This is a genomic window from Phycicoccus endophyticus, assembly GCF_011326735.1.
GTDB lineage: Bacteria > Actinomycetota > Actinomycetes > Actinomycetales > Dermatophilaceae > Phycicoccus > Phycicoccus endophyticus.
On sequence record NZ_JAANCN010000005.1, the window covers coordinates 140,470 to 159,912 of the forward strand.

General features: G+C 72.7%; 20 protein-coding genes. 4 read left to right on the forward strand and 16 right to left on the reverse strand.

Annotated elements, in window-relative coordinates; translation table 11 throughout:
* Positions 1 to 79: 79 nt before the first annotated feature.
* Together G8D98_RS07650 and G8D98_RS07655 are read right to left on the reverse strand one after the other, a co-directional pair.
* Positions 80 to 1,366: a hypothetical protein gene (locus G8D98_RS07650; RefSeq protein WP_166101250.1), complete on the reverse strand. Its 1,287-nt coding sequence runs from the start codon at positions 1,364 to 1,366 to the stop codon at positions 80 to 82.
* A 13-nt stretch (positions 1,367 to 1,379) separates the two neighbouring features.
* A complete protein-coding gene (locus G8D98_RS07655; protein ID WP_166101252.1) occupies positions 1,380 to 3,596 on the reverse strand; it encodes a transglycosylase domain-containing protein in 2,217 nt (738 codons plus the stop codon).
* A 232-nt stretch (positions 3,597 to 3,828) separates the two neighbouring features.
* On the opposite strand from G8D98_RS07655, the gene G8D98_RS07660 reads away from it, so the two are divergent.
* Both G8D98_RS07660 and G8D98_RS07665 read left to right on the forward strand, forming a co-directional pair.
* Positions 3,829 to 4,392, forward strand: coding sequence for a PadR family transcriptional regulator (locus tag G8D98_RS07660; protein WP_166101255.1), 564 nt, complete (start codon positions 3,829 to 3,831; stop codon positions 4,390 to 4,392).
* A gap of 78 nt (positions 4,393 to 4,470) precedes the next feature.
* Positions 4,471 to 5,562, forward strand: a complete 1,092-nt coding sequence (locus tag G8D98_RS07665) for an inositol-3-phosphate synthase (RefSeq protein ID WP_166101259.1) — start codon at positions 4,471 to 4,473, stop codon at positions 5,560 to 5,562.
* 84 nt (positions 5,563 to 5,646) lie between these two features.
* Here the strand turns inward: G8D98_RS07665 and G8D98_RS07670 are convergent, their stop codons facing one another.
* The 3 genes from G8D98_RS07670 to G8D98_RS07680 form a co-directional block, all read right to left on the reverse strand.
* The gene (locus G8D98_RS07670; RefSeq protein WP_166101262.1) at positions 5,647 to 6,324 is read right to left on the reverse strand and encodes a hypothetical protein; all 678 of its coding nucleotides are present in this window, start codon (positions 6,322 to 6,324) and stop codon (positions 5,647 to 5,649) included.
* Between the two features lie 38 nt (positions 6,325 to 6,362).
* On the reverse strand, positions 6,363 to 7,475 hold the full coding sequence (locus G8D98_RS07675) for an SGNH/GDSL hydrolase family protein (protein ID WP_166101264.1): 1,113 nt from the start codon (positions 7,473 to 7,475) through the stop codon (positions 6,363 to 6,365).
* A gap of 100 nt (positions 7,476 to 7,575) precedes the next feature.
* A complete protein-coding gene (locus G8D98_RS07680; protein ID WP_166101266.1) occupies positions 7,576 to 7,998 on the reverse strand; it encodes a hypothetical protein in 423 nt (140 codons plus the stop codon).
* Between the two features lie 118 nt (positions 7,999 to 8,116).
* Between G8D98_RS07680 and G8D98_RS07685 the strand changes: the two genes are divergently transcribed.
* Both G8D98_RS07685 and G8D98_RS07690 read left to right on the forward strand, forming a co-directional pair.
* Positions 8,117 to 9,163, forward strand: coding sequence for an OmpA family protein (locus G8D98_RS07685; RefSeq protein WP_166101268.1), 1,047 nt, complete (start codon positions 8,117 to 8,119; stop codon positions 9,161 to 9,163).
* A gap of 1 nt (position 9,164) precedes the next feature.
* A complete protein-coding gene (locus tag G8D98_RS07690; RefSeq protein WP_166101271.1) occupies positions 9,165 to 9,761 on the forward strand; it encodes a hypothetical protein in 597 nt (198 codons plus the stop codon).
* 57 nt (positions 9,762 to 9,818) lie between these two features.
* Here G8D98_RS07690 and G8D98_RS07695 read toward each other — a convergent pair whose 3' ends face one another.
* From G8D98_RS07695 to G8D98_RS07745, 11 genes are all read right to left on the reverse strand, one after another.
* Positions 9,819 to 10,508, reverse strand: a complete 690-nt coding sequence (locus G8D98_RS07695; RefSeq protein WP_166101273.1) for a pilus assembly protein TadG-related protein — start codon at positions 10,506 to 10,508, stop codon at positions 9,819 to 9,821.
* Positions 10,509 to 10,583: 75 nt separating this feature from the next.
* Positions 10,584 to 10,781: a hypothetical protein gene (locus G8D98_RS07700; protein WP_166101276.1), complete on the reverse strand. Its 198-nt coding sequence runs from the start codon at positions 10,779 to 10,781 to the stop codon at positions 10,584 to 10,586.
* A 133-nt stretch (positions 10,782 to 10,914) separates the two neighbouring features.
* Complete coding sequence (locus tag G8D98_RS07705) at positions 10,915 to 11,544, reverse strand: response regulator (RefSeq protein WP_205859723.1); 630 nt, start codon at positions 11,542 to 11,544, stop codon at positions 10,915 to 10,917.
* A complete protein-coding gene (locus G8D98_RS07710; RefSeq protein ID WP_166101281.1) occupies positions 11,541 to 12,710 on the reverse strand; it encodes a sensor histidine kinase in 1,170 nt (389 codons plus the stop codon). The genes G8D98_RS07705 and G8D98_RS07710 overlap by 4 nt, the downstream gene beginning before the upstream one ends.
* Positions 12,703 to 13,611, reverse strand: a complete 909-nt coding sequence (locus tag G8D98_RS07715; protein WP_166101283.1) for a type II secretion system F family protein — start codon at positions 13,609 to 13,611, stop codon at positions 12,703 to 12,705. The genes G8D98_RS07710 and G8D98_RS07715 overlap by 8 nt, the downstream gene beginning before the upstream one ends.
* Entirely contained in the window at positions 13,608 to 14,531 is a 924-nt protein-coding gene (locus tag G8D98_RS07720; protein WP_166101285.1) for a type II secretion system F family protein, read from the reverse strand. Before G8D98_RS07720 ends, G8D98_RS07715 begins: the two co-directional genes overlap by 4 nt.
* Entirely contained in the window at positions 14,531 to 15,850 is a 1,320-nt protein-coding gene (locus G8D98_RS07725) for a TadA family conjugal transfer-associated ATPase (protein ID WP_166101288.1), read from the reverse strand. The genes G8D98_RS07720 and G8D98_RS07725 overlap by 1 nt, the downstream gene beginning before the upstream one ends.
* On the reverse strand, positions 15,847 to 16,191 hold the full coding sequence (locus G8D98_RS07730) for a pilus assembly protein TadE (protein ID WP_166101290.1): 345 nt from the start codon (positions 16,189 to 16,191) through the stop codon (positions 15,847 to 15,849). The genes G8D98_RS07725 and G8D98_RS07730 overlap by 4 nt, the downstream gene beginning before the upstream one ends.
* Positions 16,188 to 17,861 carry a CpaE/TadZ family protein gene (locus tag G8D98_RS07735; protein ID WP_166101293.1) on the reverse strand — a complete coding sequence of 558 codons (1,674 nt, stop codon included), beginning with the start codon at positions 17,859 to 17,861 and terminating at the stop codon, positions 16,188 to 16,190. Before G8D98_RS07735 ends, G8D98_RS07730 begins: the two co-directional genes overlap by 4 nt.
* Positions 17,858 to 18,589 (reverse strand): Flp pilus assembly protein CpaB, encoded by a 732-nt coding sequence (gene cpaB / locus G8D98_RS07740; RefSeq protein ID WP_166101294.1) that lies wholly within the window; start codon positions 18,587 to 18,589, stop codon positions 17,858 to 17,860. Before cpaB ends, G8D98_RS07735 begins: the two co-directional genes overlap by 4 nt.
* On the reverse strand, positions 18,586 to 19,356 hold the full coding sequence (locus tag G8D98_RS07745; RefSeq protein WP_166101297.1) for a hypothetical protein: 771 nt from the start codon (positions 19,354 to 19,356) through the stop codon (positions 18,586 to 18,588). Before G8D98_RS07745 ends, cpaB begins: the two co-directional genes overlap by 4 nt.
* Positions 19,357 to 19,443: the final 87 nt, after the last annotated feature.

The window sequence follows — 19,443 nt, forward strand, 5'->3', positions numbered from 1 at the left end:
AGGTCACTTCGACGACACCTGACGTACCTGACGTGACCTATTGGTCGATTGGGGAACGGGGCGGCGTACCTGACGTGACCTATTGGTCGATTGAGGAACGGGCGGGGGCGGGGGTGGGGACGAGGGTCCAGGCGATCCAGGCGAGGCGGCCGACGGCGAGCAGGCGCAGCGCCAGGGCCGTCGCGTACCAGCCGGCGGGGAGACCGTGCGCGGGGTCGCTCGCGCTCGTCAGCCAGCCGAAGAGGGCGACGGCGTGGACCACCTCCGCGCCGGCCCACACGAGGTGGTCGCGCCACGGGACTCCGGCGAGCGCGACGAAGGGGACCAGCCACAGCGCGCGCGCCGGCGGCAGGGCGGGCGCGGTGAGCAGCACCGGCACGAGAGCGACGAGGGCCACCTGCGCCACGCAGGGCCGCGGCCGACGCCGAGCCAGCAGGACCGCGAGCGCAGCGCCGAGCAGCAGGCCGAGCACGGCGAGGAGGACGACGTCGCGCGGCGCGAGCGGGTGGCCTGCCAGGGTCGGCACGAACCAGGGCGAGCCCGCCGCCGCTCCGGCCTGCGCCCAGGCGCGCACGGGGCGCAGCAGCAGCCCGAGGTCGACCGCAGCGACCGGCCCGACGACGAGCACGAGGGACACCCTGGCCGTGCCGAGCAGCCGGCGGCGTGGCGAGCGCAGCCCGGCGGGCGGCACGAGCGCCATCGCGAGCAGCGGGGCGAGCGCCAGCGGGCTGCCGAGGAGCGCGAGCGCGACGAGTACGCCGGCGAGGGTGACCCGCCGCCGGCTCCAGGCCCACACGGCGAAGACGGCGAGCGCGAGCGGGACGAGCTCGACCGAGAGCAGGACGCCCAGCGCGACCACCGGGGAGAGCGCCAGCATGACCGGGTCCGCCCGGGGATGTCCGAGCGCCGTCCCGACGGCCACGACGAGCCCGGCGAGCAGCGCGGCCGCCACGACGGCCCACAGGACGAGCACCCAGCGCTGCTGGGCCAGACCCGATCCCGGGGCGAGCGAGCCGAGCAGCGCCGTCATGGCACCGGGGACGACGGGCAGCTGCACGTCGGTCCGGCCGGCGAGCCATCCGCCGACGCCGAGCCCGGCGTGGTCCTCGACGAACGAGGTCATCAGCGGCGAGGCGCACTGGCGCCACACCGGCGCCCTGCCCTGCCAGCCGTTGCTCGCGCAGGCGGCCTGGCGCAGCGCGGCGAGGACGAGCGGCAGCCCGAGGAGCAGGACCACCGGTGCCAGCCCGGCCACCCCGCGGGCCGCCGCGGGGGCGTAACGCCCACGGGGGCCCCCGAACGGCCCCAGCAGCCGGTCCGTCAGCAGGCGGTGCCGGGTCGCTCGCTGGTCGCTCGACGCGGACACGGTGCCCGGTGCGTCAGCCGCCGTCGCCCGCGGACGACGACACCGACGGCGACTCCAGCGTCGGGCTCGGCGAGCTCGCCGTCGTGCTCGGCGCTGACGTCGTGCTCGGTGGGGCGGACGAGCTGCTCGGCGGCGCCGACGTCGTGCTCGGCGGGGCCGACGAGCTGCTCGGCGGCGCCGACGTCGTGCTCGGCGGGGCCGACGTCGTGCTCGAGGGGGCCGAGGTCGTGCTCGGAGCCTCGGGCGCCGGCGGCGAGGCGTCCTCGTTGATGTGCGCCGGCGCCGGGAACTGCTCGATGTCGGTGCCCTCGAGCGCCGCGCGCATGTAGGCCGTCCAGATCCGCACCGGGTAGGTGCCGCCGGTGATGTTCCCCGACGTCGGCAGGTCCTGCATGGCCAGCTGGTTGCCCTTCTTGTCCGAGCGGTAGAGCCCGACCGCCGTGGCCAGCTGGGGGACGTAGCCGTCGAACCACGCCGAGCGCAGCGACTCCGAGGTGCCGGTCTTCCCCGCCGCGGGGCGTCCGAGGTACTCACCGGCGTAGGCCGCGGTGCCCCCGAGGAGCGGCTGCTGCATCGCCTCGATGACGTCGTCCATGAGGTCCTTGTCGAAGACCTGCTTGGTCTTGGGCTCGGCCTTGATCACCGGTGCCGAGCTGTTGGGGAAGGTCACCTTCTTGACGAGGTAGGGCTCCGCCCGCACGCCCTCGGCCGCGATCGTGGCGTAGGCGTTGGCCATCTCCATGACGTCGACCGAGTCGGTGCCGAGGACGTTGGCCATGTTCGGCGTCAGCTCGGAGCGCACGCCGGCCGTCTGGGCGGCCTTCATCGTGTTCTCCGCCCCGGCGAGGATGTTGAGCTGGGCGAAGACGGTGTTGACCGAGTGGCCGGTGGCGGTCAGCAGGTTGATCTGGCCGAACTGCTCGTCGTTGTAGTTCTTCACCCGCCCGTCGCCGGTCGCGTAGTCGGCCTCACCCGTGCTCGAGAACTCGTCGAAGTACTGCGGGCTGGCGCCGTTGAAGGTCGAGGCGGTGCTCACCTCGCCCGACTGCAGCGCCGCGATGAGGGTGAAGATCTTGAACGTGGACCCGGCCTGCATCGTGGCCTGTGTCGCGTTGTTGAACTGGCGCTCGGCGTAGTCCTTGCCCCCGTAGAGGGCCACGACCGCGCCGTCACCGGGCACGATGGAGACCAGCCCCTCGTGCACGTCCTTCTCCTGCGGCGACTCGGCGTCGACGGCGTCGACCGCGTCCTGCTGGCGGTCCTTGTCGATCGTCGAGACGACCTTGAGCCCGCCACGCTGGATGTCGGACTCGCTGAGCTTGTAGGTGTCGACCAGCTCGCGCTTGATGACGTCGACCGCGTACCCGGAGGTCCCACCGAGCTGCTTGGGCCGGTACTTCTTCACCTTGGGGAAGGTGGCCTTCTGCCGCTCCTGCGAGGTCAGCCACCCCTGGTCGACCATGGCGTCGAGGATGTAGTCCGATCGCTGCTCGGCGTTGGTGCGCTGCTCGTCCCCGAGGGTGGGGTCGTAGAGCGAGGGACCCCGGACCACGGCGGCCAGCAACGCGGCCTGGGCCGGCCCCAGGTCCTTGGCGTGCTTGCCGAAGTAGCTCTCCGAGGCGGTCTCGATGCCGTAGGCCCCGCGGCCGTAGTAGATGGTGTTGAGGTAGTTCTCGAGGATCTGGTCCTTGGACTGCTGCTTGTCGATCTTCAAGGAGATGAGGATCTCCTTGGCCTTGCGGCTCAGCGTGCGGTCCTGGGTGAGGAAGTAGTTCTTCACGTACTGCTGGGTGATCGTCGAGCCGCCCTGGGTCGCCTTGCCGCCCTTGACGGCCACCCACACGGCGCGGGCGATGCCGGTCGGGCTGATGCCGCTGTTCTGGTAGAAGTCGCGGTCCTCGGCGGCGAGGATCGCGTGCTGCATGTTCGGCGAGATCTCGCTGAGCGGCACCGACTCCCGGTTGCCGCCCTCGTCGGAGAGCCGGGCCATCTCGGTCTTGCCGTCGGAGTAGTAGACGATGCTCGCCTGGGCGGTGACCATCTCGTTCGGCTTGGGGATGTCGGTCAGTGCGTAGGCGAGGGCGACCCCGGCGACCCCGAGGACGAACACGCCGAGCACCCCCCACAGGCCCCGCTTGAGCCAGACCCGGCGACGGGACGTGGTGGACGTGCGCGAGCGGGCCGATCGGCGCGTGGCCTCGGCGCGGGAACGGGGCTGTCGTGGGCTCATGGACTTCCGGGGACGGGGGCAGGGGACGACGCGGCGCCGGCGGCCGCGTCCATCGGTCAGTATGACCGCGCTGGCTGGGAATCCCCCAACCCGGCCCGTCGGGCCGCCCGGCGGGTCGGGAACCCGCCGCCTCTCCCTCGATATATCTCTGCGATATATCTGTGTTACGGTCGTGGGTGCCCAGGTCCGAGCCCGTCGTGCTCGGACACCCCCGACCGGATCGGAGCCGCGCATGGTCTCGCGACGCGCCCAGCTCCTGGAGTTCGCCGTCCTCGGCCTGCTCCACGAGGGCCCGACCCACGGCTACGACCTGCGGCGCCGGCTCAACACCGCGCTCGGCCCGTTCCGGGCGCTGTCCTACGGGACGCTCTACCCGGCCCTGAAGTCGCTGCTCGGCCGCGGCCTGATCGCCGAGTCCACCGACGGCGTGGGCTCGGGCAAGCGGCCGCGGGTGGTCTACGAGCTGACCGCCTCCGGCAAGGAGCACTTCGCCGACCTCGTCGCACGAGCGGACGCCTCCGCGTACGACGACGACGGGTTCGACGTCCGGTTCGCCTTCTTCGCCCGCACCGAGCGGGAGGTGCGCCTGCGCATCCTCGAGGGCCGGCGCTCGCGCCTCGAGGAGGACCTCGAGCGGGTGCGCGAGCGCTCCGCCCGACACCGCGAGCGGCTGGACTCCTACACCGCCGCCCTCCAGCGGCACGGCGAGGAGACCACCGAGCGCGAGGTGCGCTGGCTCACCGAGCTCATCGACGCCGAGCGTCGTCACCCCACCGACCCCGGCCCCCAGCCGTAGCCGGCGCCGGTGCGCGGCCCGCCGCGCACCGCAGTGCCCACCGTCCCCGTCCATCCCCGACCCCAGGAGAACAAGCCCATGGGTTCCATCCGCGTCGCCGTCGTCGGCGTCGGCAACTGCGCGTCCTCGCTCGTCCAGGGCGTCCACTACTACCGGGACGCCGACCCGTCCTCGAGCGTCCCCGGCCTGATGCACGTCGTCTTCGGCGACTACCACGTCCGGGACGTCGAGTTCGTCGCCGCCTTCGACGTCGACGACAAGAAGGTCGGCAAGGACCTCGCCGAGGCGGTGTTCGCCTCGGAGAACAACACGATCAAGATCTCCGACGTCCCGACGACCGGGGTCACCGTCCAGCGGGGGCACACCCTCGACGGGCTCGGCAAGTACTACGCGCAGACCGTCGACGAGTCCCCGGCCGAGCCGGTCGACGTCGTCGCCGCGCTGCGCGAGGCCGAGGCCGACGTCCTCGTGTCCTACCTGCCGGTCGGGTCCGAGCAGGCCGACAAGTTCTACGCCCAGTGCGCCATCGACGCCGGCGTCGCCTTCGTCAACGCGCTGCCGGTGTTCATCGCCTCCGACCCGGAGTGGGCCGCGAAGTTCGAGGCCGCCGGCGTGCCGATCATCGGCGACGACATCAAGTCGCAGGTGGGCGCGACCATCACCCACCGGGTCATGGCCAAGCTCTTCGAGGACCGCGGCGTGCGCCTGGACCGCACCTACCAGCTCAACGTCGGCGGCAACATGGACTTCAAGAACATGCTCGAGCGCGAGCGACTGGAGTCCAAGAAGATCTCCAAGACCCAGGCCGTCACGAGCAACCTCACCGGCGAGCTCGCGGGCAAGACCGAGGACCGCAACGTCCACATCGGCCCGTCGGACTACGTCGCCTGGCTCGACGACCGCAAGTGGGCCTACGTGCGCCTCGAGGGCCGCGCGTTCGGTGAGGTCCCGCTCAACCTCGAGTACAAGCTCGAGGTGTGGGACTCCCCGAACTCCGCCGGCATCATCATCGACGCGATCCGGGCCGCGAAGATCGCCAAGGACCGCGGCATCGGCGGCGCGCTGCTGTCGGCGTCGTCCTACCTGATGAAGTCCCCGCCGGAGCAGCGCCCGGACGAGGTCGGCCGCGCGCGGCTCGAGGCCTTCATCACCGGCGACGAGGAGCGCTGAGCTCCTCACCGGCACCGCTGTCCCGACGAGCGGCACCCGCCTGTGGGCGGGTGCCGCTCGCGCCGTCGCGGGGCGGCCCGTCGCTCAGGAGGCCGCCGGAACGTGGGCGAGCGCGGTCTCGATCACGCCCGGGTCCGGTGGCCGCCCCCCGACGAACGAGACCAGGCCGACGAGGAACTCCCCGCGGGCCACGAACGCGATGTCCTGGGTGACCTGGTGCTCACCCTGGGAGGTCATCCGCACGACGACGGTGTCCTCCGGCACGTCCTCGGTGCGCACCTCGTCGACGACGAACGACTCCTCGGGACTGTCGGCGGCCTCACCGGTGCTCGAGAACCGCGTGCACCCGGGCAGCGCCTCGCGCAGTGCCGAGACGACCTCGTCGGCCAGGCCGTCGCGATGCACCTCGACGTACTGGACGACGAACGGTCCCAGCCCGCTCTGGGCGAAGCGGCGCAGGGCCACCCCGCGCGGCTGCTCGGGCTCGATGTCGACGCCGCAGATGGTCATCCGGAACCCGGGCTGCGGGGGGTCGCTGAGCCGCCACCCGTCGCCGAGCGAGCCCTCGGGCAGGAGCATCGCCGTGGCGCGGTCCTCGAGAGCGGCGTCGGACGCCGCCGGCGAGGACGAGCCCGCCGCGGAGGCCGCGGAGGCCGCGGAGGTCGCGGCCTGCGGGTTCTGCTCGCTGCCGCATCCGGTCACGGCCATCACTCCCATCGCGGCGAGGACCAGGCCCGCACCCATCCCCACCCTCGCTCGCATGCCGACCACGGTAGCCAGGCACGGCCCTCGACGTCGTCTCATGGGTACCTCGGGTGTCGCAGCTGCTCGGCGAGCAGCGCCGCCATCGCGGCGTGCCCCTGGGCGTTGGGGTGGAAGGAGCCCGGGTCGGTGACCGACAGGCCCGGCCCGCCCCAGTCGAGGTCGTTGATCCACTGTTCTCCGTCCGGGGCGCCCACCCCGTGCCCGAGGAAGGCGGAGGTGGGGTCGATGAACTCGACCCCGGCCTCGCGGGCGGCGTCCCGCAGCATCGCGTTCAGGGCGTCGGCCTTGCCGTTCATCCAGACCTGGTCCTCGGCGAAGAGCATGTTGTTCAGCTCCTCGCTCGGCGGGTCGTTGAACAGCCGGGGGTAGCCCATGATGACGACCCGCGCGTTGGGCGCCTGGTCGCGGATGCGCCCGTAGAGCTCGACGAGCTTCGGGCGCAGGTCCTCGATCCGATCGTCGAGCGTGGTGTCCCACGTCTCCTGGCAGGTGGCGATGCCCGGGACGCCCCGCTCGCCGTTGAGGACGCAGTCGGTGAGGACGTCGCTGAAGCCCAGGTCGTTGCCGCCGATCGACATGGTCACCAGGGAGGTGTCCTCGGAGAGGGCGTCCAGCTGGGGGGCCTCGTCGTCGTTGCTGTGGTTCGGGTTGTCCAGGTCGACCGTCTCGGCACCGGAGCAGTAGACCGGGGTGAAGCTGCCGCCGAAGTCGAAGTCGGGGTCGTTGTACGTCTGCTCTGCGTAGGCCGAGGAGGAGCGGTGGCACCGGTTGTGCGAGTCGTCTCCCCAGTTGCCGGGCCAGTAGTCGTCGCGCTTGTCGTAGTCGGTGCCGTCGTGGTAGTCCCCCGCCCCCTCGCCGGAGGCGAAGGAGTCGCCGAGGGCCACGTAGTCGCCGGCCAGCGCCCGCTCGAGCGCGTCCTGGACGTTGGCGGCGGTGTCGTCGCACCCCTCCTGCATGAAGATCCGGCAGACCGCGCTCGTCGTGTGCTGGGCCAGGTTGCCGTGGACGATGCCGAACCACACCAGGCCGACGACGACCGCGGCCACCGCGACCATCCCGCCGTACTCGAGCCCGGTGGCGCCACGTTCCCCGGCGCGGCCCCCTCCGGCGGCGCCGGGGCGGTCGTGGCCCCGCAGCGGTCTGCTCATGGCTCGAGGCTAGGGAGGGGCCGACCGGGTGGGGAGGGCCTCAGGGCCCATCCCCGGGCCCGTTGGGGGCGGGCCCGGTGCGGGACCCTGCAGGCGCGGCTCAGGCCAGGGTGAGCAGGCCGATGCCGGTGAGGACCACGAGACCCACGGCGACGCGGACGGCCCCCGGACGCGCCGCCGGCACGGCACACCCGGCGAGCGCGAGCACCGTGGCCGCGTAGAGCAGCCAGCGGTACGGGGACTCGCCGGTTCCGAGCAGCTTGCCGAGGACGACGCCCGCCCAGGCGAGGGCGAGCAGGGCGGTGGCCGCCCAGGGCGGTGCACCCCGCAGCCGCTCCACGACGAGCGCCACGAGGGCCAGCGCGCCCGCGAGCAGCGACCATCGGCCGATGAGGTAGGCGTCGTCGAGCACGTCGGGGGAGAAGAGGAACTGCGGCAGCCAGACCACGGGCAGAACGAGAACCCCGAGGACCACCATCGCGCTGAGAGGTCCCCCGGCCCTGCGGTTACCGACCGCCGTCATGCTTCGGTAGCGTAGGCGCTCACGCCGCACCGCGGCCCGAGCGACCCGCACCCGGGTTCTCGCGGTCGGGGGCACGTCGCGAGGCCGGAAGGCCTCCAACGGTTTCGGGGAGATTCGCATGAGGTTCACGTCGCTGGCGGGCCTGGCCGCGAGCGCGACGCTGGTCGCGCTGAGCGTCCCGGCCGCCGGAGCCGCGTCACCGGGTGACCTCGAGGTCCCCGTCCAGGGGCAGGCCCTGACCCTGGGCACCGCCTCGGGCGGGGCCCCCGCGGTCATCACCGTCCACCGGGTGGCCCGCGTCGAGGACGCCACGGTCGTCTACTGGTCGATGGCGCTGCCCGAGGGAGCCGCGGCCGAGGGGGGTGCCTACCTCGGCCCGAGTACGACCTCGTTCTTCGGCCGGGACGTCGGGCCCCTGCAGGGGGACGTCGCGCTGGTCGACCCGGCCGGGGCGAAGGTGTACCGGCCGCTGGTGCCGGACGACAAGTTCACCTCGTGCATCTGCTCGTCCAACACCGCGGTCTTCGACCTGGAGCCGGGTCAGGCGTCCGTGCTGTGGTCGGCCACCGCACCGCTGCCGGACGACGTGACGTCCGTCGACGTCGTCGTCGCCGAGCAGGTCATCCCGCACGTCCCGGTCGAGGAGGGCCTGCTCGAGCCACTCGCCGAGGACCAGCAGGACCCGGTCATCCTCGGGACGGGGTGGCCCGAGGTCGACGCCGACCTGCTCGCCGAGGCCCAGCCGCAGAAGCCGGCGAGCTACCGCGTCACCGCGAGGGTCTCCAACCTCGAGGAGTCCGTGACCACCTCCGCCGGCCAGGTCGACCTCGCCGCCGACGTGCTCTTCGCCAAGGACTCCGCGCGCCTGACGTCGAAGGCGACCGCCACCGTCCGCGCGGCCGCCCAGCAGATCAAGGCCGCCGGCGCCGGGAAGGACCTCACGGTCACCGGGCACACCGACTCCGACGCCTCGGCGAGCTACAACCTCGAGCTGTCCAAGCGGCGCGCGGAGGCGGTCGCGACAGTGCTGCGCAAGCAGCTCGGCTCCGGGTACCACCTGACCACCGTCGGCAAGGGCGAGAGCGAGCCCATCGCGGACAACCAGACCCCGTCGGGCCAGGCCAAGAACCGCCGGGTGAGCATCACCTTCAGTGGAGGCTCCTGAGATGACCACTCCCACCCCCCGCCGCCGGCTGGCCGCCGTCACCCTGGTGGCCGGTCTGGCCGCCGTCGCCCTCGGCGGGTGCAGCGGGGACGACCCGCAGCCCAGCCCCTCGAGCGAGACCGGGTCGGCGGCCACCACGTCGAGCGAGTCCTCGACGCCCAGCCCTTCGTTCACCCCCAGGGACCTCAGTTCGACCGTGCTCGATGCCCGGCTCCCGGCGGTCCAGGGCTCGACCAAGGGCACCCTGGACACCGGCCCGGCCACCCTGCGGGTCGCCGAGGTCCTCGCCGGCGAGGGCGACACCCGGCTGACGTTCTGGTACACGGGCCCGGACAAGCTGCTCGTGCGCCGCGGGAACCTCGGGTGGGCCAGCTGGCCCACGCTCGTGGACCGCAGGTCCAAGAAGGTCTACGCCCCGCTCACCTACGTCGACTACGACGGCAAGACCCGGTGTCTGTGCACCGACGCGGCGTACGTCAACGGCGACCCCCAGCCGCGCACGGCCCTCTACCCGCCGCTGCCGGCCGACCTCAGCCGGGTCCAGGTCCGCCAGGAGGGCTTCAAGAAGCCGGTCAGCGTCGAGGTCACCCGGCCCTGACCGGGTCGTTCCCCGGAGCACCGCGGACGCAGCGGTCCCTCGGGGGCTGGCGGGAGGTCAGTCCTTGAGGGTCGGGTCGGCGGTGATGTGCAGCTCCCCCCACCCGAACACCGGACCGCCGCCGGCGCCGGGGAAGGTGACCTGGAAGCCGATGTCACCGCAGTGCCCCTCGCCGACGACGTCGTCGGGGGTCGGCGTCGGTGTCGGCGTCGGGCTCTCGGTCCCCGAGGGGGTCGGTGACGACGACGGCGGCGGGCTCCAGCTCGGCTCCGGCGGTGCCTCGGGCAGCACGCACGGCCCGAGCGTGATACCTAGCTCGGCGACGGCCGAGCGCTCCTCCCGGGAGCCGGACTCGGTGACGGCGTTCGACCTGGTCGTCACCTCGACCCGGTCGCTCTCGGGGTAGTAGCAGTAGCGCGTGAGGGTGGCGTCGTTGCGCGCGGCGAAGTCCTGCGCGGCCTCCCGCCCCAGACCACAGGGCACGCCGCTGCCGCTCAGCACGGCCTCACGGATGGCGTTGGGGGCGTCCCGGACGATGGCCTGCGCCCCGGCCAGCGCCGCGGCGTCCGCGGCGGTCTGGATCCGGCTGACCTCGTCGGTGGCCTTGGCCAGCCGCGCGTAGGCGGTGGTCCCCAGACCCACGAGCGCGAACGCGACGACGACGACCAGCCACATGGCGACCTGCCCGCGCTCGTCCCGACGTGCTCCCCGCCCCGTGCTCCCCGATCGGGCGACGATGTGGTGCATCGTGTACCTCCCTGGCGACAGCGTAGTGGGAGCCGGGCGAGCGCCCAACTCCCACTACGTGGTTCTCGGTCCGGCTCAGCCGGGGGAGAACAGGTCGCTGATGGCGGAGGAGATCTTGCCGCCGACGTCGGCGCCCTGGATGGCGGTCCAGACGAGGCCGACGACGAGCGCCGCGACGGCGATCATGCCGGCGTACTCGAGGCCGGTGGCGCCCTTCTCGGAGCGGGCCGTGCTGGCGGCGGCGGTGAAACGAGCGGCGAGCTTGTGCGTCATGTCTTCCCCTTGGTCGGTGCGGTCGGCCTGCGTGGCCCGTGCTGACATCGACAACGTTAGGTGGGGGTCACCGGGCACCCCAGGGTCCTGGGGCCCAACGCCGGGCCCAAGATCCGCGTGCCCGCTGCGGGCCTCAGGGCCGTCCCATCCACAAGACGATGGCCTGCGCCCGCGTCTCGACGCCGAGGGCGGCGAAGATCTGGTTGATGTGGTTCTTCACGGTCTTCTCGGCCAGGAACAGCTCGCGGGCGATGTCGCCGTTGCTGCGGCCCTGGGCGATGAGGTCCATGACCTCGGCCTGCCGCGGGCTCAGCCCGAGCGCGTCGTGGTCGCCGGGCGCGGGCGTCGGCACGGACGGGCCGCTGCGCAGGGCGGCGAGGGCGGGGCCGGAGAGGGTCCCGGTGCCCTGGGCGGCTGCACGGACCATGTGCGCCAGGGAGTCGGCGTCGAAGGTCCCGTGCACGAGGTAGCCCAGGGCGCCGTCGGCGAGCGCCCGCTGGATGCTCGCGTGGTCGTCGGTGAAGGTGAGCATGAGGACCGTCGTGTGCTCGGCCATCTCGCCGACGACGGAGAGCCCGTCGCGGCCCGGCATCCGCACGTCGAGCAGGGTGACGTCCGGCGAGGTGCGCCGGACGACCTCGAGGCCCTCGTCCCCGTCGGCGGCCTGGCCTACGACCTCGAGCTCGGGGTCGGTCTCGAGCAGGGCCAGCAGGCCGCGCCGGACGATGTCGCTGTCGTCGACGACGACGACCGAGACGCTCACCGCTCCACCCGGTCGAGCAGGGGCACCGAGGACGTGACGACGGTGCCGCGGCCGGCGCCGCTCTCGAGGGTGCACCATCCGCCGACCCGGCTGAGCCGCTCCTGCATGCCGAGCACACCGTGGTGCCCGGCCTGCTGCGCGGCGGTCAGGGCCTCGGGGTCGACACCGGCGCCGTCGTCCTCGACGGCGAGGACGACCCTGCCGTCGGTGGCGGTGAGGGCCACCCGGACACCGCACGGCCCGGCGTGCCGGTGGACGTTCTCGAGGCACTCCTCGAGCACGGCCAGCAGCTCGTAGCGCGTGGCCTCCTCGACCCCCTCCACCGGCTCGAGGGCCAGCTGCGGGTCGCGCCCGGTCCGCGCCGCCCAGCCGAGGGCCACCTGGGTGACCGCGGCGTCGAGGGCCTCGGTCGAGGTCGGGGTCCGCAGGTCGGTCATGACGTCGCGCACCTGGTGCACGGCGGAGGAGGCCATCTCCCGGATCGTCGCCGCGCTCTCGAGCGCCCGGTCGGGCTGGTCGCGGACCTGGCTCGGCAGCGCGGTGGCCATCAGGGCCAGCCCCTGGAGGGACTTGGCCAACGAGTCGTGCAGCTCGCGGGCCACCTTGGTGCGTTCCTCGGTGGCCGCCGCGGTCACCACCGCGTCGCGCAGCGCGGCCTGCGCGCTGCGCTCGGCCGCCAACGCCCGGCTCACCGTCAGCCCGAGCAGCCAGAGGGTGACGTAGACGAAGGGGATGGCCACGGTGGAGACGAACCCGTGCTCCTCGTCGCTCGGCAGGAGGACGCCGGCGAGGTAGAGGCCGAGGACCGCCACGAGGACGATGCCCCCGCTCAGCCGCTCGAGCCACAGCCCGAGGAGGAAGGCCGTGGTCAGCGCCCCGAGCAGCAGCGGGCTCTCCACGCCGTTGAGCGCGACCCCGGCCGCGAGCAGCAGCGCGTCCCCCATCGCGACGATCGGGTGGCGCCGGACGAGGTCGAGCACCGCGGTGTTCATCAGGCCGAAGAAGCTCGTGGCGCCGAGGATGAGGTAGCCGACGAGGCTGGCCATGGTCAGCTCGCCCCCGACGCTGGCGACCGCGGCCGTCGCGAGCGCGAGCAGCCGGATCAGGAGGGTGACCTGGGTGAGCGAGCGCAGCGCGAGGGGGACGCCGGTGTGACCTCTATCCACCGAGGAACCCCCCGAAGGTGTCGGCCCCGAGGGCGAGGTACATCCCGCCGGCGAGGATGACGAGCGCGCCCGGGATGAGCACCATCGTCATCACCAGGCTGATCCGTGGCTCGATCTTGGCCGCCTTCTGGCGCAGCCGCTGGGCGGCCGCCCGGCGCATGTCCGCGGCGATCTGGTTGAGGGTGTCGCCGAGCGGCGCCCCGAGCTCCTCGGCCTGCAGGTAGGCGGTGACGAACTCGTTGACCGCCTCGGAGTGGGTGCGGTCGCGCAGCCCGGTGAAGGCGGACCGGACACTCGCCCCGTTGCTGATCTGGTGCAGGACGGTCTGGATCTCCTCCGAGATGGCCCCGCCGAACTGTCGCGAGACGGTCTCGAGGGCGGAGCGGAACCCCAGCCCGGCGCTCACCGTGACCGCGAGGACGTCGAGGAAGTCCGGCAGGTCGCGGTCGACGGCCTCCCGGCGCCGGCGGGCCATGCCGGACAGCTGCGCGAGGGGGAGGATGACGACGATGAGCGGAGGCAGCGCGACGTAGAGCAGCCGGCCGGTGAACAGCCCGACGACGAACACCGGGCCGACCGCCATCGACCACACGACGAACTTCGCCAGGACGGCGTCGACGTCCAGGCCCGCGGGCCGCCCGGCCATGTCGACCTGGTGCTGCAGCCAGCGCACCGCCTGCGTCGGGAGGGCGCCGCGCAGCCCCGGGACGAGGCGGTAGGCCAGCGCCATGATCGCGCTCTGTCCCTTGGCCTGCTCGCGCGCCGACTTGGTGAGGTAGAGGACCTCGTCGGCGTCGAGACCGACGTCGGGGTCGGTACGCATCATGTGGTAGCCACGCAGCATCAGGACCACGGCGAGCGTGGCGACCAGCCCGGGGACGAGCCCGGCGAGGAAGCTCATCGGTCGAACCCGGTCATCCGCCGGATGACGATGTACCCGGTGGCGAAGAGAGAGCCGCCGAGGACGAGCGCGACCTGGCCGACGGGCTCCCTCGTCATCCGGTCCACCGTGCCCGGCTCGATCGCGTTGACGAGCAGCAGCATCGCGAACCCCATGACGATGACGAGGTTGGAGGAGGCGATCGCCTGCGAGAGCGTCGTCGCCACCTCACGCCGGGTCTCCTTGCGCTGGTCGAGGGTCTCGGCGATGTCCCGCAGCGCGGTGACGAGGGACCCGCCGCTGCGGGCCGAGACGACGAGCGTGGACATCAGGACGTTGGTCTCGCGCGAGCCGATCCGGTCGTAGAGCTCGTGCAGGGCGGTGTCCAGGGGGGCGCCGAAGTTGAGCCGGGTGGCGACCCGGGCGAGCTCGCTACGGGCCGGCTCGGAGAGCTCGTCCCCCGCCACCGCGAGCGCGGTGGGCAGCGAGAGACCGGCGTGGCTGGCGTTGGCGAGCACCCGGGCGAGCTCGGGCAGCTGGGCGACGAACGCCTCCTTGCGCCGGGTCTGGGCCCGCTGGAGGTAGCGGCGCACGGCGAGGACGCCGATGGCCAGGCCCGCGACCCCGAGCAGCGGCGCGACGAAGCGCCACAGGAGGTAGGTCGTGACGATCCCGACGACGACGCCGCTCACGAGGACGACGACCGGACGCTGCTTGAGCCCGGCGAGGTCGAGCTCATGGGCGAGCCAGCGCCCGAGGCGGGTGCGCACGAGACGCTGGTCGAACACCTCGACGAGCGAGGACTGCTCCTCGGTGTGCAGCAGCTCGGCCGCCTGCTCGGCGGCCCGACGGTCGCGGGCCACCCCGACGAACGACCGCAGCGCCAGGACGAAGAAGAGCACGGCGGCGAGGGCCCCGGCGAGGATGAGCCCGACCGTCATCAGCCGTCTCCCTCGATCGCCGCGACGTCCACGCCACCCTCCAGCAGCCGGTCCCGGAAGCGCGCCGGCAGGTCGTGGGTGACGAAGTGGCCCCGGAGCCTCGTGGGGTCGCTGCGGTCGACGGCGTACTCCATGAGCGGCACGAGGGAGAAGTCCTCCTGGCGTCGGCTCGCGACCCAGGAGACGTCGACCACCCGACGCACGCCGCCGCTGAGCCGGTTGAGCTGGACGATGACGTCGATCGCGGAGTTCACCTGGTCGCGCAGGGCGTGGAAGGGCACGTCGACGTCGCTCATCGAGGCGAGGGTCTCCAGCCGGGAGAGGGCGTCGTCGGGGCTGTTGGCGTGCACCGTCGTCAGCGACCCCTCGTGGCCGGTGTTCATCGCCTGGAGCATGTCGAGGGCCTCGCCGCCTCGGCACTCCCCGACGATGATCCGGTCCGGGCGCATCCGCAGGCTGTTGCGGACGAGGTCGCGGATGGTGATCTGCCCCCGGCCCTCGACGTTGGCGGGTCGGGTCTCGAGGCGGATGGTGTGCGGCTGGTCCAGGCTGAGCTCGGCGGCGTCCTCGACCGTGATGATCCGCTCGCTCGGGGAGATGAACGAGGAGAGCGCGTTGAGCAGGGTCGTCTTGCCCGACCCGGTGCCACCGGAGACGACGACGTTGAGCCGGGCCTCGACGCAGGCCTTGAGCAGCAGCGCCGTGCGCCGGTCGAGGGCGTCCTTCTCGATGAGCTGGTTCAGCGAGAGCGCCTGGGGGAAGAGGCGGATGGTCACCGTCGGCCCGTTGAGGCTGAGCGGCGGCAGGACGACGTTGACGCGGGCCCCCCGGGGGAGGCGGCTGTCCGCGGGCAGGCGGGCGTCGACCATCGGGCTGGACTCGTCGACCCGACGGTTGACCGTGGAGACGATCCGGTCGATGGTCTGCATGAGCTGCTCGACGCCGCTGAACGGGGCCGGCCAGCTCTCGAGCTGGCCGTCGCGCTCGACGTAGATCTGGTCGTGCCCGTTGATCATGATCTCGCTGATCGTCGGGTCGTTGAGGATCGGCTCGAGCACCCCGAGGCCCACGGCCTCGTCGACGACACGGCGCACGAGCTGGTTGCGCTCGCTCGCGGAGAGGATGACGCCCTCGCGGGAGACCAGGTGGGCGATGACCCGCTCGAGGCGGGCGCGGCGCTGGTTGTCGTCGACCTTGCTCAGCTCGTGGAGGTCGACCTCCTCGAGGAGCATCCGCCGGAAGGTCGCGACGAGGCTGTCGTCCTCGCGGGAGGTGACCGGGGTGGAGGTCCCCCCGGTGAAGGAGTCGTACTTGCTCATCGGATGTCCGGCATGTCGACCGTGCGGGTCACCGACCCGACGGAGAAGGGCAGCACCGTGGGCACCGGGACGGTCACCGAGTACCGGTACCCGTCGTCGGTCCGGCCCCCCACCACGGTGGTGGCGTCCATGGCGCCCGGCAGCGCGCCGTCGGCCGCGGCCCGCGGGTCCTGGCCGAGCGAGGCGGCGCGGGCGGCGTTCTTGGCGGCCTCGGCCGTCGAGACGACCGTCCACCCGGCCACGCCGAACTGCAGCGCCACGAGCGCGGCGAACACGATGAGCGGGGCGACCCCGAGCATCTCCAGGGCGGCAGCCCCTCGCTCCCGGCGCCGCGCCCTCATCGCTCGCTCACCACCGTCCGGGTGCTCGTCAGCTCGGTCGGCAGGCCGGTGACCTCACCCGAGCCCTTGGGGATCGGGACGGTGACCGAGACCGTGTCGCCGTGTGCGCTGACGCTCAGCCGGTCGCGCAGCACCGAGGGCACGGCCTCGCGGGCGGCCTCGGCCGCCTCGCTCGTGCTGCCGGTCACCGAGTAGGCGCGGGCCGCCTCGGCCGAGGCGTGCCCGGCGTAGAGGAAGGAGAAGCCGGTGACGCCGACCTGCCAGGCGATGAGGATGAGCAGGACGGTGGCGGGCAGGATGCCCGCGGTCTCCATCGCGACCGCCCCGGACTCCGAGGCGACCCGGGGCGGGGGTGTGGACGCCGGGGCCGGCTGCGCCGGGCCCGGGTCGGTCGGAGTCGGCTCGGCGGCGGAGGGCGGCTCGGCGGCGGTGGCCGGCGCCTGCGGTGTGGACGTGCTCGCCCGGCCCCGGGCCCGGCCGCGGCGTCGCCGCGCCGGCTTGCTGCCGCGGCTGCCGCCCTCGCTCGACCCGAGGCCGACCTCGTCGCGGACCTGCTCGATCAGGCGCCACCACGCGACCTCGGTGACGGCGCGCGGGTCGCGGTCGTTCATCGAGGCCTCGAGGACCCGCGGCGAGCTCGGGATCTTCGTCTCGAGGACCTCGGCGGTGGTCAGCTTCTCGACGGCACTGGCGGGGAAGAGGCTCGAGCTGTCGGTCTTGTTGACGAGGACCTTGAAGGCCGCCTCCTCGCGCACCCCGAGGGACTCCCAGGCGATCATCCGGCGGCGCATCGCGCGCACCGAGAGCACGTCCGGGGTCGTCACGACGAGGCACTCACCGGCGAGCTCGATCATCGCGGCCTGCGCGGGCGAGACGTGCCCCCCGCCGTCGGCGATCACGAGGTCGAACTCGCGCCGCAGCAGCGCGACGATCGAGCGCAGGGCCGCCGGGGTGACGAAGTCGGCGTCGCGCACGTCCAGCGGGGCGAGCAGGAGGTTGACCCCCGAGGCGTGGTGGATGACGGCGTCGTTGACGGCGGTCGGCGACAGGTCGCCGGAGACCTTGGCGACGTCGGCGATGGAGACCGACTGGCGCACCTCGAAGATCGCGCCGACGTCGCCCTTCTCGATGTCGACGTCGATGAGACACACCTTGGCGCCGGGGTTCTTCACGAGGTGGTCGTGGGCCATGTGGGCCGCGATGGTCGTCGTGCCCACGCCTCCCTTGGCGCCGACGACGGCGAGCACGGTGCCCCGGGAGGTGTTGGCCATGGCGGCCCCGGCGAGCACGGCCTCCATGTGCTGGGTCCAGTCGGTCGCCGCGAGCACCCGGTTGGAGACGTCCTCGTAGGCGAACGGGTAGGCGACCACACCCCGGGCGCCGTCTTCCATCGCCTTGATGACGACGTCGCTGGTGCGCGAGTGCGACACCTGGAGCACGGCCGCCGACGGCCGCCGGGCGATGATGTCGCGGATGGTCTGCGAGATCGGCTCGATACCGAGGCTGTCGTGGACGAAGACGATCTCCGGCTCGAGACGGCCGAGGAGGTCGAGCAGCTCCGAGGGGGACTTGGCGACGGCGCGCACGTCGTAGCCGTCCATCTCGTCGAGGATCGACATCAGGTCGGCGACGAGGTTCTCGCCCTCCATGCCGATGATGACTCGGGTCATCCGTTGACTCCTTCCGGGATGGCCTTGCCGCCGAGGTCGCTGGCGTCGTACTCCCCGACCTCGTTGCCGCGGTCGGTCCCGACGTCGCTGGGCAGCCCGACGAGGCGGACCTCGGTGGCGAAGTTGGCGGCGTAGGTCACCCGCATGACGTCCTTGGGCACGAGGGCGAGGGTGACCGGGATGACGTCCTGTTCGGTGAGGCCCTGCTCGCTCTGCTGGGTGACCTGCTGCTGGCCGGCGATCGACACCACCCTGATGTCCCGGCTGAGCATCCGGGTGGTCTTGGGCAGCCCGGGGACGTCGGAGAAGGTCGCGAGGATGTCGACCCGGTCCCCCGGCCGCACCCGGCCCGCGAGGCCGGTGACGGCGTCGACGTTGATCGCGATCTCGCGCTCGTCCTTCTCCAGGCTCGAGCTCGGGATGAGCATGTCCGAGCTCACCGTGGTGCCGACGTTGAGCCGGAAGCCGACCCGCCGGCCCAGGAGGTCGTCCAGCCGCAGGACCGAGGAGTCCGAGGCCCAGCGCTCGGGCACCTCCACGGCCTCGAGGTTGTCGGTGCTCAACGCGGTGTAGGGCTCGATCGGGGTGGTCGCGCGGTACACGGTGACCCGCGACCCCACCTGGCTGTTGATGTTGGCGACGTAGCCGGTCACGACGAAGAAGGTGGCGACGGCGATGAGGATCGACACGGCCATGAAGACGAGGCCGCGGCGCTGGCGGGGGTTCATGTGCGCTCCGGGACGCGAAGGTGGACCTGACAGAAGGGGCAGACGATGCCGGGCTGGACGATGCGGCACACGGGGCACTGCGCCACGTCCGGGCCGGCCGTCGGCAGCCGGGCGAGGGTGACGAACTCGGCGCCCGGGGAGCCGTAGACGGCGCGCACGTCCGCGACGGCCGGCACCGGGTGCACGCGGTCGCCGGGCACCAGCGCCCGCAGCGCGTCCAGGGGTGCCTCCCCCTCGGCGCAGCCGGTGAGCACGTCGACGTCCTCCGGGACGCCGGTGCCGTCGCGCCGCACGACCGCCTCGGGGCTCAGCCAGGCCACGTACCCGCGGCTGACGATGGAGCGCAGGTGCTGGGTGAAGGTCGGCTTCGGGTGCTCGAGCCGGGTCACCGAGGACAGCCAGACCCCCGAGGCGGAGTGCTCGAGGAGATGGGTGAGGATCTCCAGGGTGCGGACCGGGCCCTCGGCTCCCTCGAGGGCGACGGCGGCCGCGGTGGCGAGGGCCACCGAGGTGGTGTCGGCGGACCGGACGGCCACCGCGAGGTCCGGAAGGGCACCGGCGAGCACCGTGCCGAGGAGACGGGCCTCGTCGGCCACGGCCGCGCGGGAGGCGACGACGACGTGGTCGAGCTCGGCCGAGCGCACCCAGCCGACGGTCTCGCCGAACGCGCCGGCAGGCACCACGGTGAGCCGGGGCTGGTCGGCCACCCACGAGCGCGCCGAGCCCGGCTGCACACTGGGCTCGAGGAGTACGACTCCCACCGTCATGAAATTCTTCTCCCCGGAACGCCGTGCAAACACCCCGCACCCGCTGGGCGGGCCTGGCACAGTCTTCCACAAGTTACGTGTTCCCGA